General features: G+C 41.8%; 14 protein-coding genes. 7 read left to right on the plus strand and 7 right to left on the minus strand.

The annotated features are described in order from the left end of the window. Positions 1–34 precede the first annotated feature (34 nt). The 3 genes from BKK48_RS08710 (at position 35) to BKK48_RS08720 (ending at position 1,911) form a co-directional block, all read left to right on the plus strand. Entirely contained in the window at positions 35–526 is a 492-nt protein-coding gene (locus BKK48_RS08710; RefSeq protein WP_077427899.1) for an LPS-assembly lipoprotein LptE, read from the plus strand. Continuing rightward, complete coding sequence (gene holA, locus BKK48_RS08715) at positions 526–1,560, plus strand: DNA polymerase III subunit delta (RefSeq protein WP_077427901.1); 1,035 nt, start codon at positions 526–528, stop codon at positions 1,558–1,560. The genes BKK48_RS08710 and holA overlap by 1 nt, the downstream gene beginning before the upstream one ends. 87 nt (positions 1,561–1,647) lie before the next feature. Beyond that, positions 1,648–1,911, plus strand: coding sequence for a DUF5339 domain-containing protein (locus BKK48_RS08720; protein WP_077416420.1), 264 nt, complete (start codon positions 1,648–1,650; stop codon positions 1,909–1,911). A gap of 63 nt (positions 1,912–1,974) precedes the next feature. On the opposite strand, the gene mutT is transcribed toward BKK48_RS08720, so the two are convergent. From mutT to secM, 3 genes are all read right to left on the minus strand, one after another. Then, positions 1,975–2,382, minus strand: coding sequence for an 8-oxo-dGTP diphosphatase MutT (gene mutT / locus BKK48_RS08725; RefSeq protein WP_077427903.1), 408 nt, complete (start codon positions 2,380–2,382; stop codon positions 1,975–1,977). Between the two features lie 56 nt (positions 2,383–2,438). Beyond that, a complete protein-coding gene (secA, locus tag BKK48_RS08730; RefSeq protein ID WP_077427952.1) occupies positions 2,439–5,135 on the minus strand; it encodes a preprotein translocase subunit SecA in 2,697 nt (898 codons plus the stop codon). Positions 5,136–5,257: 122 nt separating this feature from the next. Continuing rightward, on the minus strand, positions 5,258–5,557 hold the full coding sequence (gene secM, locus BKK48_RS08735; protein WP_077427905.1) for a secA translation cis-regulator SecM: 300 nt from the start codon (positions 5,555–5,557) through the stop codon (positions 5,258–5,260). Between the two features lie 76 nt (positions 5,558–5,633). On the opposite strand from secM, the gene BKK48_RS08740 reads away from it, so the two are divergent. Continuing rightward, entirely contained in the window at positions 5,634–5,963 is a 330-nt protein-coding gene (locus BKK48_RS08740) for a DciA family protein (protein WP_077427906.1), read from the plus strand. On the opposite strand, the gene BKK48_RS08745 is transcribed toward BKK48_RS08740, so the two are convergent. Genes BKK48_RS08745 through aroK form a run of 3 tightly spaced genes read right to left on the minus strand, consistent with a single transcriptional unit; the run spans position 5,953 to position 8,455 of the window. After that, complete coding sequence (locus BKK48_RS08745; RefSeq protein ID WP_077427908.1) at positions 5,953–6,804, minus strand: Dam family site-specific DNA-(adenine-N6)-methyltransferase; 852 nt, start codon at positions 6,802–6,804, stop codon at positions 5,953–5,955. The two genes, BKK48_RS08740 and BKK48_RS08745, sit on opposite strands and share 11 nt — an antisense overlap. A 1-nt stretch (position 6,805) precedes the next feature. Next, positions 6,806–7,894 carry a 3-dehydroquinate synthase gene (aroB, locus tag BKK48_RS08750; RefSeq protein ID WP_077427910.1) on the minus strand — a complete coding sequence of 363 codons (1,089 nt, stop codon included), beginning with the start codon at positions 7,892–7,894 and terminating at the stop codon, positions 6,806–6,808. 18 nt (positions 7,895–7,912) lie between these two features. Further along, complete coding sequence (gene aroK, locus BKK48_RS08755; RefSeq protein ID WP_077427912.1) at positions 7,913–8,455, minus strand: shikimate kinase AroK; 543 nt, start codon at positions 8,453–8,455, stop codon at positions 7,913–7,915. Between the two features lie 268 nt (positions 8,456–8,723). Here aroK and BKK48_RS08760 point away from each other — a divergent pair, with 268 nt between their 5' ends. Continuing rightward, on the plus strand, positions 8,724–9,557 hold the full coding sequence (locus BKK48_RS08760) for a ZIP family metal transporter (RefSeq protein ID WP_077427954.1): 834 nt from the start codon (positions 8,724–8,726) through the stop codon (positions 9,555–9,557). A gap of 109 nt (positions 9,558–9,666) precedes the next feature. Here BKK48_RS08760 and plsB read toward each other — a convergent pair whose 3' ends face one another. Further along, positions 9,667–12,096: a glycerol-3-phosphate 1-O-acyltransferase PlsB gene (gene plsB / locus BKK48_RS08765; protein WP_077427914.1), complete on the minus strand. Its 2,430-nt coding sequence runs from the start codon at positions 12,094–12,096 to the stop codon at positions 9,667–9,669. 158 nt (positions 12,097–12,254) lie between these two features. Here plsB and lexA point away from each other — a divergent pair, with 158 nt between their 5' ends. Together lexA and dapF are read left to right on the plus strand one after the other, a co-directional pair. Beyond that, positions 12,255–12,878, plus strand: a complete 624-nt coding sequence (lexA, locus tag BKK48_RS08770; RefSeq protein WP_077427916.1) for a transcriptional repressor LexA — start codon at positions 12,255–12,257, stop codon at positions 12,876–12,878. A 121-nt stretch (positions 12,879–12,999) separates the two neighbouring features. Then, positions 13,000–13,824, plus strand: a complete 825-nt coding sequence (gene dapF, locus BKK48_RS08775; protein WP_077427918.1) for a diaminopimelate epimerase — start codon at positions 13,000–13,002, stop codon at positions 13,822–13,824. The last annotated feature ends 4 nt before the right edge of the window (positions 13,825–13,828 follow it).

Here is a 13,828-nt window from a genome sequence, read left to right on the forward strand (position 1 = left end):
ATTTTTGTCATTTTCTATAACAAGGAATTTTAATATGTTGAAAAAATCCGTGCTATTTTTTGTCCTCTTTTTAAGTGCCTGTGGTTGGCATCTTCAAAATGGCGCATTAATCCCTCAAGAATTACATACCCTTGCCTTCGAAAGTTCAGATCCTTACAGTGAAATGTCGATGGCAATGCGTCGTCAATTACAAGCCAATAACGTCAATCTGGTGAATGCCGAACAGGGTGTGCCGGTATTACGCATTAACAAACAAATCACGAATGATGAAGTGTCTTCTATTTTCAAACGTGGACGTGAGGCTGAGAAAACCCTGATGTTAGAAGTGGAAGCCACCGTGCGTTTGGCCAATGGTCAAAGTTATCCAATCAATGCAAAAGTTAATCGTACTTTCTTTGATAACTCTCGAGCGGCATTGGCTAAAGCTGCAGAACGTGACGTGATTTGGAATGATATGCGTGAACAAGCGGCTCGTCAGCTCATCACGAAAATGGTGGCATTACAACATCAATTAAAAGAGAAATAATGAACCGCATTTTTCCTGAACAACTGCCTCATCATCTTGCCCAAGGGCTAGCCAAGGTTTATTGCTTGGTCGGGCAAGATCCGCTGTTGCTCAGTGAAACTGAAGCGCATATTTATCAAGCGGCATTCCAACAAAACTTTGATGAAAAAAATACGGTACAAATTGACAGCCAGACCGATTGGGCTGCATTAATTGAATCCACCCAATCAATGGGCTTGTTTTTTAACAAACAAGTGCTTGTGCTCAATTTACCGGAAAATTTGACCGCACTTTTGCAAAAAAAACTGCAAGAATTCATTCCTGTATTACATGAAGAAGTGCTATTGGTGCTAACAATGCCCAAACTTGCCAAAGCGACCGAAAAACAAACATGGTTTTTGGCATTGACAGAATATGAACCCAAAGCGGTTTTGGTGAATTGCCAAACACCCACTGCGGAACAGCTCCCCCGCTGGGTAAAAAATCGCCTTCAAATGATGGGATTGACGGCAGATAACGAAGCCATTGCCCAGCTCTGTTACAGTTATGAAAACAATTTACTTGCCCTCAAACAAACCTTACAACTCTTAGATTTACTGTATCCCGAGAGCAAACTGACTTATCATCGGGTCGTTTCGGTGGTTGAGCAATCATCCCTCTTCACCCCTTTCCAATGGATTGATGCCTTGCTTGTCGGTAAAGTTAATCGGGCTAAACGTATTTTAGTGGGCTTACAGGCGGAAGATGTTCAACCCATTATTTTATTGCGAACCTTACAACGTGAGCTACTTACCTTACTTGAGCTGACAAAACCTCAGCAACCTATTCGTATCACAGAGGGGTTACCCGTTCAATCTCTTAAAGCGGAATTTGATCGTCTCAAAATTTGGCAAAATCGCCGACCGCTCTTTTTAGCTGCAGTACAACGGCTAACCTATCAAAAACTCTATGAGATTATCCAAGAATTGGCAGATATTGAACGCCTTGCCAAACAAGAGTTTAGCGATAATGTATGGGAAAAATTAACGGATTTATCGGTGAAAATTTGTTTATAATCTATTGTTTTTTTTTTAAGCTAAAATAGTATAATAAGTCGCCTTTTGGCAATAATCTTATTTATTAATTTTCGTGAGGAAATCACAATGAAAAAAACATTAGTCGCACTTATCTTTATGGGATTTGGTCTTTCCGCTTCTGCCGCAGAATTATCTGATAGTTGTAAAGCCTATTTTGCAGAGGTTGATTCATATCTTGCTTCTATGCCGGCAGCTCAAGCCAACTCAATGAAAGCACAGTATGAATCCAGTAAACAACAGTTTGCGATGATGCCGGTAGCGGCACAAGATCAGGCTTGTGGACAAGCTGTAGAGCAATTGAAACAAATGAAAGCAGCGATGCCAAAATAGTTTTAAATGATGTCATAAATGGATTTTGATGAAAATAACCCCAGCCTAGGCTGGGGTTCGTATTTATGGAATTTGCACTTCGCTGAGCAATCGGTTGATTAACTTTGCATTGGCGGGTGGAAATTGTCCGGCATCTAATGCTTTCTGTTCTATCCAAAAACCTTCTTGCCCTTCACGTCCAAAAGGTTCACCAATCCATTCTTCCACGAGATAGAAGAAAAATGAAATCACCTTGGTGGGATATTCAAATTGAAAGCGTTCATAAAGTTCAGCATTTAAAACGACAATGCCGATTTCCTCTTCCAACTCACGTTTGAGTGCTTGTTCCGGTGTTTCGTTTTCATCCACTTTCCCCCCGGGGAATTCAAGAGATTGGGCAAAATCCTGACCTTCCAAACGCTGGGTTAAGTAAATTTGTCCAAACTCATTGCGAATAATACCGGCTGAAACTTGTATGATTGGTTTTTCCATGTTGTTTGATCCAAAATGAAAAAAGTGCGGTCAAAAACAACCGCACTTTTAGAATATTAATTGTATTTGGCACGGCTACCGTGGCAATGTTTATACTTTTTACCCGAACCACAAGGGCAAGGCTCATTACGGCCGACACGGCGATCAGCATAATCCTCTTCCTGTGTTTCGGCGTGATTCTCCCCTATCGGGCGATGGGTTTGGCTTTCTCGCTCTGCCATTTCTTGACGAAGACGTTCTGCCTCTTCAATCTCTTCTTGGGTTCTTACTCGAACACGGGTTAATGTTGTGATCACATGGTGTTTTAAAGAATCTAACATTTCCGTAAACATACGGAATGACTCTTTTTTATACTCTTGTTTCGGATCTTTTTGAGCATAACCACGCAAATGGATCCCTTGACGGAGATAATCCATCGCCGCTAAATGTTCTTTCCAAAGCTCATCAAGAGTTTGTAGCATCACCCCTTTTTCGAAATGACGCATACTTTCTTCACCCACTAAGGCTTCTTTCTCTTGGTATTCTTTTTCAGCAATATCAATAATGCGTTCACGCAGATTTTCTTCATGAAGATGATTATCTTCTTCTAACCAATGTTCGATAGGCAATACCATGCCAAACTCTTGTGCCAATCGCTCTTCAAGCCCTTTGACATCCCATTGTTCCTCTAAGGATTGTGGCGGGATATATTGGTCGATAACATTATTGAACACATCATGGCGAATAGCCTTGACCGTTTCGGAAATATCGTCGTTATCCAATAAATAATTGCGTTGCTCATAAATCGCATGACGTTGATCGTTGGCGACATCATCATATTCAAGGAGATTTTTACGACCATCAAAATGGAAAGCTTCCACTTTCGCTTGGGCAGAAGCAATCACTTTTGCCAACATTTTGGATTCCATGGCTTCACCCGGCACGGTGAAGGCTTTACGCATTAAGTTGAGTTTGCCCTCATTGAGGTAAATTCGCATCAAACCGTCTTCCAAAGACAGGTAGAAACGAGAAGAACCCGGATCCCCTTGACGACCGGAACGACCACGCAACTGGTTGTCGATACGGCGTGATTCGTGACGCTCCGTACCAATAATATGTAAACCGCCGGCTTTCATCACGATATCGTGATTTTTCTCCCACTCGGCTTTTAACGCATCAAGTTGCGCTTGGGTAGGATTGTCTAATTTGGCTGCCTGAGCTTTCCAGTTACCGCCAAGGATAATATCCGTTCCCCGTCCGGCCATATTGGTGGCAATCGTCACCGCCCCCGGGAAACCCGCTTCTGCAACAATTTCAGCTTCTTGTTGGTGGAATTTTGCATTTAACACATTGTGTTTAATGCCCGCTTTATCCAATGCTTTCGACAAAACTTCCGATTTTTCCACCGAAATCGTCCCCACCAATACCGGTTGTTGGCGTGCCACACAATCTTTAATATCATCAATAATCGCATTGAATTTGTATTCTTCATTTTCAAACATCAAGTCTGTGCGATCATCTCGAATCATTGGGCGGTTTGTCGGAATGACGACCGTTTCTAACCCATAAATTTGTTGGAACTCAAAGGCTTCCGTATCTGCCGTCCCCGTCATACCCGCCAATTTTTCATACAAACGGAAGTAATTTTGGTAAGAAATGGAGGCGACAGTTTGGTTTTCACTTTTAATCTCAACCCCTTCTTTGGCTTCAATCGCTTGGTGTAAACCGTCAGACCAACGGCGTCCTGCCATCGTCCGTCCGGTATGTTCATCAACAATGACGATTTCGCCGTCTTTCACAATATAATCCACATCACGCTCAAATAAGGTATGTGCACGCAATGCCGCCATAATATGGTGCAATAAAACAATACGGCCCGGTGAATAAAGAGAATCCCCCTCCGGCATTAACCCTTGTTCAATGAGCCAATTTTCCACTTTTTCCTGACCACGTTCGGTTAAGTGAGCTTGTTTGGATTTGAGATCTAAGGTGAAATCCCCTTCCCCTTGATATTCATCGGAATCTTCTTTTTCTTGCTTAATTAAACTTGGAATGAGTTTATTCACCGCAATGTAAAGATCGGAACTATCTTCTGCCTGACCGGAAATAATTAACGGTGTACGGGCCTCATCAATTAAGATGGAATCCACCTCATCCACTAAGGCATAACCTAAAGTTCGTTGGAAACGCTCTTCTTTCGAATGAGCTAAATTATCACGCAAATAATCAAAACCCAATTCACTGTTTGTGGCGTAAGTAATATCTGCAGCGTAAGCGGCACGTTTTGCTTCAGGCGGTAAACCCGGAATGTTCACGCCGACACTTAATCCTAAAAATTCAAATAACGGGCGATTGGTTTCTGCGTCACGACGAGCTAAATAGTCGTTCACTGTCACCACATGTACCCCTTTTCCTTCAAGGGCGATTAAATAACAAGGGAGTGTGGCGGTTAAGGTTTTCCCTTCACCGGTACGCATTTCGGCAATACAGCGGTTAGTCAACACCATTCCCCCAATCAGCTGAACATCAAAATGACGCATGCCTAATACCCGTTTACTCGCTTCACGCACGGTGGCAAAGGCTTCAGGTAGGATGTCTTGCAAGGTTTCACCCGCACTCAAACGCTGGCGAAACTCATCGGTTTTCGCGCGAAGCTGTTCATCACTTAAAGCTTCAAATTCAGGCTCTAATTGATTAATTTTGCTCACTTGTTTTTTAAGTTTGCGTAAAATGCGGTCGTTACGGCTACCAAAAATTTTCGTTAAAATGCTCATAATTTCTCTTTCTAAATCATTTGTTAAAATTAAGGAATGAGTGAAATGTTGCTCACTCATTGTCATCATTAATGGTGTGAACCCTTTAATTTCATTGTGTTAAAGGGACAGCGTCTATGAAATTAAATGAGCAAAGGGCCGGCGCGAATAGGGGCTTGACGATTGAATACCGCCACCACAAAGTGCGGTTGAAAATCGGGTTGTTTTTTTTCGAAATAGGCTGTCGGAAAAGGTTGGAGGGAAGGTCGTTGCACATGGCAAACCACCTTTGCCCTTTCCAACACCTGTTGGATAGAAACCTCAGAAGAATAATTTTCTGCCCGGTTATTTTCTAAACTTTGCGTATTAGGCAAAGCAAAAATCGCGATAACACTTAATAGTAATCGCGACCAAAAATAAGGGGGGCTTTTGCCTAAAATCATCATCTCGTTGTTTCTGATAAAAATTGCGTGTATTGTAGCGGAAATCTAAACTGATGTCATTTATTGGGGCTATTTCATGGAAAACAAGGCAGAACGTTATCAAAAAGCAATGAATATCGTGGAAGTGATGGAGCAATCTTCTTTTTCTCAAATGATGAAAAAAGGCTTAGCCATTCACGAGTTAAATCAAAAAATTCACCAGATTTTTCCTCAAGAATTTCAAGGTTTAGTGCGTATCGGTCAGATTAATGGCGAAAAACTTTTTATTGAAGTGGCTAATGCCATTGTACGACAAGGGATTTTATTTCGTCAGACGGAATTGCTCAGCCTTATCCAACATGAATACCCACAGGTTACAAAATTAGAGGTAAAGATTAATCCCGAATTTAAAGGCGTTACGCCTTAAAAATCGCAATGAGTTCTTTCACTTTTACCCGTTTTGCCGAATTTTGGCTAATGGAACGTTGCACTTTCACGGCTTTAAATTTTGCCCCTTTGTAGATTTCACGAGTGAATTTGGTATCGTGATTGGAGATCAACACAGGAATTTGTTTTTCTTTTTGTATTTTTTTTGCCGCTTCCGCTAAAGTGCGTTGATGGGTCAAGCCAAAATCATTGCCGGCATAACCGGTGAAATTGGTATGTTGATGTAGCGGGGCATAGGGGGGATCACAATAAATCACCGAAGTCTGATCAGCCAATTCAAAAGTTTCTTGAAAATCACCACAAAAAAAGACCGCACTTTGTGCCTTATGTGCAAAATAACGCAATTCATTTTCCGGAAAATAATGGGTTTTATAAGCCCCAAAAGGCACATTAAATTCATTCTTGCTGTTATAACGGCACAAACCGTTGAAACCAAAGCGGTTGAGATATAAGAAAATCACAGCACGTTCAAAGGGATCGGAGGATTCGTTAAACTGTTGGCGTTTGGCGTAATAATATTCAGGCGTATTGGCATTCGGTGCATCGAACAGTGGTTTGCAGGCTTCAATGTAGCCCTCAACATTTTCTTTGACAAGATTAAATAAATTAATTAAGTCAGGGTTAATGTCAGCCAAAATGTAGCGTTCAAAATGGGTATTTAAAAATACCGCACCTGCCCCAACAAAAGGTTCTACCAAACATTGTTTTTTCTTTGGAAAGGCCTTGTTGATTTCGTCGGTTAAACGAAATTTACCACCGGCCCATTTTAAAAATGGGCGGTGTTTGATTTTGGACTTAATTGGCTTTTTCGGACGTGGCATTTTAGTCCGTTTGCGTACAACGTCGAATGGCGTTTAACACCAAACGATGATCGGTATCTGTCGCCACATAGGCTTGGCCAAGGGATTTTAGCAACACAAGACGCAGTTTACCGGCCAGCACTTTTTTATCACGCATCATATGAGGTAAATAATCTTCCGGTTGCATGGTATCCGGCGATACTGTCGGCAAATTGGCTCGAGCAAGAAGTTTTTCCAGACGGGAAACATCGCTGATAGAAAGATGACCTAATGCTTCAGACAGAGCAGCTGCCATCATCATTCCAGTGGAAATAGCTTCACCATGTAACCAATTGCCATAGCCTAAATGGGTTTCAATGGCATGCCCAAAGGTATGACCAAGGTTGAGTAAAGCCCGATCGCCTTTTTCCCTTTCATCACGAGCCACCACATCCGCTTTGATCTGGCAACAACGTGCAATACAGTATTGCAGGGCATCTTGTTTTAGCGCAACGAGATCATCAATATGTTTTTCTAACCAAACAAAAAATTCATAATCAAGAATTGCCCCGTATTTAATTACTTCCGCAAGACCGGCATTGACTTCACGTTTTGGCAGGGTATTGAGTGTCAATGTATCAATCAACACCAAGGAGGGCTGATAGAACGCCCCAATCATATTTTTGCCTAATTCATGATTGACGGCGGTTTTTCCGCCAACAGAAGAATCCACTTGAGAAAGTAATGTGGTAGGAATTTGAATTAAACGCACGCCACGTTGATAACTTGCCGCAGCAAAGCCTGCCACATCGCCAATCACCCCGCCACCTAAGGCAATAATAGTGGTATCACGCCCGTGATTGCCTTTTAAAAGTGCGGTAAAAATGAGATTTAAGGATTCAAGGGTTTTGTATTTTTCACCATCAGGAATAAGCACTGACTCAACCACGGCACCTCGTTTTTCAAGGGTTGTGGTGAGTGTATCCAAGTAAAATTGTGCAATCGTAGGATTGCTCACAATCATCACCCGCTCCCCTTTATTTATCGGGTAATTTTTTTCCTCTTGGAGTAAACCACTGCCAATTAAAATCGGGTAACGACGTTCTTGTAATTCTACATTGACGCACAACATAACTTATCCCTTTTTGTATTAAAGCGAACTATTTAATCCGTTCATATTGTCAATTAAATCAACAATTTGATTAACCATCACTTTGGTGTTTTGCTCATCGGTAGGGAGTGTGATATCGGCAATTTCTTCATAAAGCGGATTACGAACTTTCGCTAAATCCTCTAACACTTGACGAGGATCTTCTACGCCTTGTAAAAGAGGGCGTTTTTTATCACGTTGCGTACGCTGAAATTGCTTATCTACTGTTGTTTCCAAATAAATCACAATGCCACGGGCAGATAAATAATTGCGGTTATCTTTCGACATCACAGCGCCACCACCGGTAGAAAGCACGATACCTTGCATTTGCGTTAATTCATTAATTACCCGTTCTTCACGCTTACGAAAGCCCTCTTCGCCTTCCAAATCAAAAATCCAGCTAATATCTGCACCGGTACGTTCTTCAATCACTGCATCCGAGTCTAAAAAATCCATGTTTAATTGTTGTGCCAATTGACGACCAATGGTGCTTTTGCCCGCCCCCATTGGCCCTACTAAAAAAATATTACGTTTTTCAGCCATTGTTCTTTTCTAATAATAAATTTACCTAACTTGATCTTTTTTAAGGAGAAGGCAAAACCACGGAGGTTGCCAAAAGATCACCCAAAAATCTGTGGGATTATCGCAATAAATCACCCTAATTTTCAACCTTTAGCGGAAATTTATTTTGTTATCCCTGAAAGTGCGGTCAGAAAATGAATTTTTCTTTGCCTATTAAATTAACAGATTGAGCTTTTATTCTTGTAAATGTATAGTAGCCCTAATTTTTATGAGGGATTTTATGAATACACTGTTTCACACTTTTTTAGGGTTAAACCCGGTATTACAGGCGTTGTTCGCCGGTTTATTTACTTGGTTTTGCACTATTTTGGGGTCAGCTTTTGTTTTCTTTTTTAAACAAGCCAATCAAAAACTGTTAGACAGCATGATGGGGTTTGCCGCCGGCGTGATGATTGCCGCTTCATTTTGGTCGTTGTTAGAACCTTCTTTTGAATTTAGCAAACAAAACCAAAGCGAGTGGTATTGGCTTCCAACACTTATTGGTTTTTTAGTGGGTGGATTATTTTTGCGTGGGGTGGATTACCTTGTACCCCATTTACATTTAAGTAAACCCATTGAAGAAGCAGAAGGGATGCAACCACGCCGTAGATTATCAAAATCGATGCTACTTTTCTTAGCCATCACCATTCATAATATTCCTGAAGGCCTTGCTATTGGTGTAGCCTTCGGTGCGGTGGCTACCTTAGGTGAAAATGCAGATACCTTGCCATTAACATTAAGTGCCATTGGGCTTACCATCGGTATGGGGTTACAGAATGTCCCTGAGGGTTCTGCGCTTTCTATGCCTCTTCGTGCTGAAGGGCATAGTCGTAAAAAAGCCTTCACCTACGGGGCATTTTCCGCCATTGTTGAGCCGATTGGCGCAGTGATTGGTGCATTATTTGTGATCTCGATGACATCCATTCTTCCTTATGCTCTCGCTTTTGCCGCCGGTGCAATGATTTTCGTAGTGGTTGAAGAACTCATTCCCGAATCTCAAAGTAATGGTAATACGGATATCGCCACCCTTAGCCTTATGCTCGGTTTTTCATTAATGATGATTTTAGATGTGGCATTGGGATAGGCTCAAAAACAAAAGTGCGGCTAAAAATCATGGTGAATTTTAACCGCACTTTGAGATAGTTTTAGCCGATGTACGAATACTGAAACCTCAACAACGACCTCATGCTTTGCTATTCCATTTCTTCAGCTTTTTCAACCGTACCTCTAATGGTTAGGCTGATTTCCGTTGAAATGAGATGTTCAAGGATAGATGAAAGCGCATCCAAATAAGGGCGATTGCCTTGACCTTGTTCATCAAAATAGCCTTCCTCTTTTAAATTCGCAATAAATGTAGAGAAGACGGCTTTATCAAAGAATTCCGGGGCATTAATGCCATGTAGCACAGAAAGGCGTTGTGCCACTAACTGGCTTTCCTTTTCTAATATCGAACGTGAAACCTGTGGCTCTTTTTGTAAAATCGTCACAGTAATATAGTAGCGTTGCAAAATTTCACGCACGCCGGCAGACCAAAGTTGTAAAATACGCACTTTTGAACGATTAATAGAAAGGAAATTCTCATTGCTATGGATCACCTCTTGGCGGGTAAACTCTGCAATAATTCGATGAATTTGTGCCTTTAATTCCTCTTGGTTGAAATGTAAGAACAGCTCCCCTTTCAAGAATGGGTAAATTTTGCTGACGGCATCTAATAAAAGATCTTTTTGAATTGCCTCATAATGCAACACCACACTTGCCACCAACGAAGGCAACACAAAGGCGTGTTGGATATTATTGCGGTAATAGGTCATTAACACCGCTGAAGTCCGCTCCAAGCGAACAATTTCACCAAAGTTATCTTTTTCCAACAAAACCCCCACACGATCAAGGCTTAATACATGCTCTAACATTGCTTTTGGAGAAGAGGTTGGAAGCACCATATCTTCTGAATACGGCGCATTTTGTAACATTTGTTGATAGCTGTCTAACTGCTCAAACAATTGCTCACGGGCCAGTGCACGTTGGCGGGAAGAAAGTAATGCGGTTCCCACTAAATTCATAGCATTGACTGCAGCGGCTTTATTGATATTCACCATCACTTGATGGGAAACCGCATCAACGGCAACATTAAACCATTGAGGCTTCTCTTCGTGAGTGTTTTCTTTCCATTCCGGAAAATGTTGATTAAGGTAATTCGATAAGGTTATCGGTTCACCAAAATTCACGAACCCTTGCCCTAAATTCCGTAATTTTTTAATCACTCGAATCACTAAACCGGCATTTTCTTTTTCTTTTGCTGCGCCACGCAATTCTTTGGCGTAAGTGTCCACTTCTAACACATGCTCATAGCCCACATACACCGGCACCACAGAAATCGGGCGGGTTTGGTGACTTTGCAACGCTTGCAACGTCATAGACATCATACCGGTTTTCGGTGAGAGTAAACGCCCTGTGCGGGAACGCCCTCCCTCAATAAAATATTCCACCGAATAACCACGATGAAATAATTCCGCTAAATATTCACGGAAAATCGCCGAATAAAGGCGATTCCCTTTAAAGGTACGGCGAATGAAGAAAGCCCCCCAGCTACGGAAAATACGCCCTACCGGCCAGAAATTAAGGTTAATGCCTGCAGCAATGTGCGGAGGAACCAAACCTTGATGATAAAGAACATAAGAAAGTAATAAATAATCAATATGGCTTCGATGGCAAGGCACATACACCACCTCATGCCCCTCCAATGCTAGTTTACGAACTCGATCGGCATTTTGCACATCAATACCGGAATATAATTTATTCCACAACCAACCTAAGAAACGATCTGCCGCACGGAGGCTGGAATGGCTCACATCTGCGGCAATTTCATCTAAAATCTTATAAGCCTCTTTTTCCGCTTTTTCACGGCTGATATTCTTGCTTTTCACCTCATCTTCAATTGCCGCTTGAATGGTGGCGGATTGCAGAAGTTTATTGAACATCGCTTTGCGATTGGGTAAACGTGGGCCTGTTGCAGAGATACGTTGGCGGGCAAAGTGCATTTTGGCGACACGGGCTAATTTTTGCGCCATTTTTTCATCCGCACCGTGTTCATTAACCATATAACGCAATGAAACCGCTTGGGAAAAACGCACAAAGGTATCCCGTCCAAACCAAATGGCTGCAAAGGTTTTTTGCACACCGTTCAATAAACGTAAATTAGGCAACCCCGCTTTGTCTTCATGCCCCGGTGAGCGCCCCCAAAGGACAGAAACCGGCACAATTTGTACATCTAAATCAGCAAAAGTGCGGTGCAATTCGAGGTATTTATTAAAGGTTTGAATGGTTTCATCTTTTGCGCCTTTGGATTTAAAAAAGCGTCTTCCCTCATCTAAATAGACATAACGGGGTAAACTGACACCTTGCACATCATTTTTTTCAGCAGGATCAGGCAGCCCTAAATCTAAACAGTGGCGGCGGAAAATCACAAAATCGGTTTGTGAGGTGTATGGTAAAACATAAACAATAGGTTGGGAAAGATTAAGTTGAAGTTCTTCAATGGGATTAGCCGGGATAGGATTATTTTTTACTAAGAACGATAAAGGGAATTCTAACAGTTTGCGATAGGCATTCACGATACTCGACATAATCAGGTTCTCTTTTGTTATCAATTATCAAGGCAATCATATCATATTCGCTCATTTATCACTCTCTAAAATTTTGAATGGAAGCTAAATAACGGTTGCAACCACTTTTCTTCTGTATATAATGACAGAAGCTCTGTATAAAACAACAGGAGTGGATAATGAAACCATTAACAAACAGACAGCAAGAAGTATTAGATTTATTAAAACGACATTTGGAAACCACTGGTATGCCCCCAACTCGGGCAGAAATTTCTCGTGAATTGGGGTTTAAATCACCCAATGCGGCGGAAGAACATCTCAAAGCCTTGGCTCGAAAAGGGGCGATTGAAATTATTTCTGGTGCATCACGAGGTATTCGAATTCTTGATGAAAGTTCAAATGATGAGCAAGAAGGCCTCCCTTTAATTGGCCGAGTAGCCGCCGGTGAGCCAATCCTTGCCGAGCAACATATTGAAGGCACCTATCGGGTTGATGCGGATATGTTTAAACCTCAGGCGGATTTTTTGCTTAAAGTCTATGGCCAATCAATGAAAGACATTGGTATCTTAGACGGCGATTTACTTGCCGTACACAGCACAAAAGACGTGCGAAACGGGCAAGTGGTGGTTGCCCGCATCGAAGATGAGGTCACCGTAAAACGCTTTGAACGCAAAGGTTCGGTGATTTATCTTCATGCAGAAAATGAGGAATATCAACCTATCGTGGTTAATCTTGAAGAACAACCTTATTTTGAAATTGAAGGCATTGCCGTCGGCATTATTCGCAATAACGCTTGGATGTAAGCATTATCCTGTAAAAAGTGCGGTCAAAATGATCGCATTTTTTGCCTTTTCTCTCATTTGCCATTCCCTCTGTTGCTCACTATAATGCCTTCAACTTGTATTAAAGAATTAAGGATAGGAAATGCACTTTTCCAAAATGCACGGTTTAGGCAATGATTTTGTGGTCGTCGATGCCATGACACAAAATGTTTATTTAACACCGGAAGTGATTAAACGCCTTTCTGACCGCCATCGTGGTATTGGTTTTGATCAACTTTTGATTGTTGAACCACCTTATGATCCTGATTTAGATTTCCACTATCGCATTTTTAATGCCGATGGGAGTGAGGTTTCCCAATGTGGCAATGGTGCACGTTGTTTTGCACGTTTTGTGACCCTGAAAGGGTTAACCAACAAGAAAAATATTGCTGTCAGCACCCAAAAAGGCAAGATGATTTTAACCGTGCAAGAAGACAGTCAAATTCGTGTCAATATGGGCGAACCCATTTGGGAACCAGCAAAAATTCCTTTTATTGCCAATAAATTTGAAAAAAATTACATTTTACGCACCGATCTTCAAACCGTATTATGCGGTGCGGTTTCAATGGGAAACCCACATTGCGTGGTACAAGTTGAAGATATTCAAACCGCAAATGTGGCGCAACTCGGCCCTTTAGTTGAAAACCACGAACGCTTCCCTGAACGTGTCAATGCCGGGTTTATGCAGGTGATCAACCAAAATCATATTAAATTACGGGTTTATGAACGTGGTGCCGGTGAAACCCAAGCCTGTGGTAGCGGCGCCTGTGCTGCTGCTGCAGTGGGGATGATGCAAGGCCTACTCGATAATAAAGTACAAGTGGATTTACCCGGGGGAAGCCTTATCATTGAATGGCAGGGCGAAGGACACCCTCTTTATATGACGGGCGATGCCATTCATATTTATGATGGGAAAATTCAGCTCTAAGACA

It is taken from the genome of Rodentibacter heidelbergensis, assembly GCF_002000125.1.
In the GTDB taxonomy this organism is placed as follows: Bacteria; Pseudomonadota; Gammaproteobacteria; order Enterobacterales; family Pasteurellaceae; genus Rodentibacter; species Rodentibacter heidelbergensis.

Bases quoted from the DNA above. Each gene is read 5' to 3' on its own strand.
- secA (WP_077427952.1), bottom strand. From the start codon at position 5,135: ATGAGCATTTTAACGAAAATTTTTGGTAGCCGTAACGACCGCATTTTA.
- BKK48_RS08720 (WP_077416420.1), top strand. From the start codon at position 1,648: ATGAAAAAAACATTAGTCGCACTTATCTTTATGGGATTTGGTCTTTCC.
- aroK (WP_077427912.1), bottom strand. From the start codon at position 8,455: ATGGCTGAAAAACGTAATATTTTTTTAGTAGGGCCAATGGGGGCGGGC.
- BKK48_RS08740 (WP_077427906.1), top strand. From the start codon at position 5,634: ATGGAAAACAAGGCAGAACGTTATCAAAAAGCAATGAATATCGTGGAA.
- aroB (WP_077427910.1), bottom strand. From the start codon at position 7,894: ATGTTGTGCGTCAATGTAGAATTACAAGAACGTCGTTACCCGATTTTA.
- secM (WP_077427905.1), bottom strand. From the start codon at position 5,557: ATGATTTTAGGCAAAAGCCCCCCTTATTTTTGGTCGCGATTACTATTA.
- mutT (WP_077427903.1), bottom strand. From the start codon at position 2,382: ATGGAAAAACCAATCATACAAGTTTCAGCCGGTATTATTCGCAATGAG.
- holA (WP_077427901.1), top strand. From the start codon at position 526: ATGAACCGCATTTTTCCTGAACAACTGCCTCATCATCTTGCCCAAGGG.
- BKK48_RS08745 (WP_077427908.1), bottom strand. From the start codon at position 6,804: ATGCCACGTCCGAAAAAGCCAATTAAGTCCAAAATCAAACACCGCCCA.
- BKK48_RS08710 (WP_077427899.1), top strand. From the start codon at position 35: ATGTTGAAAAAATCCGTGCTATTTTTTGTCCTCTTTTTAAGTGCCTGT.
- lexA (WP_077427916.1), top strand. From the start codon at position 12,255: ATGAAACCATTAACAAACAGACAGCAAGAAGTATTAGATTTATTAAAA.
- dapF (WP_077427918.1), top strand. From the start codon at position 13,000: ATGCACTTTTCCAAAATGCACGGTTTAGGCAATGATTTTGTGGTCGTC.
- plsB (WP_077427914.1), bottom strand. From the start codon at position 12,096: ATGTCGAGTATCGTGAATGCCTATCGCAAACTGTTAGAATTCCCTTTA.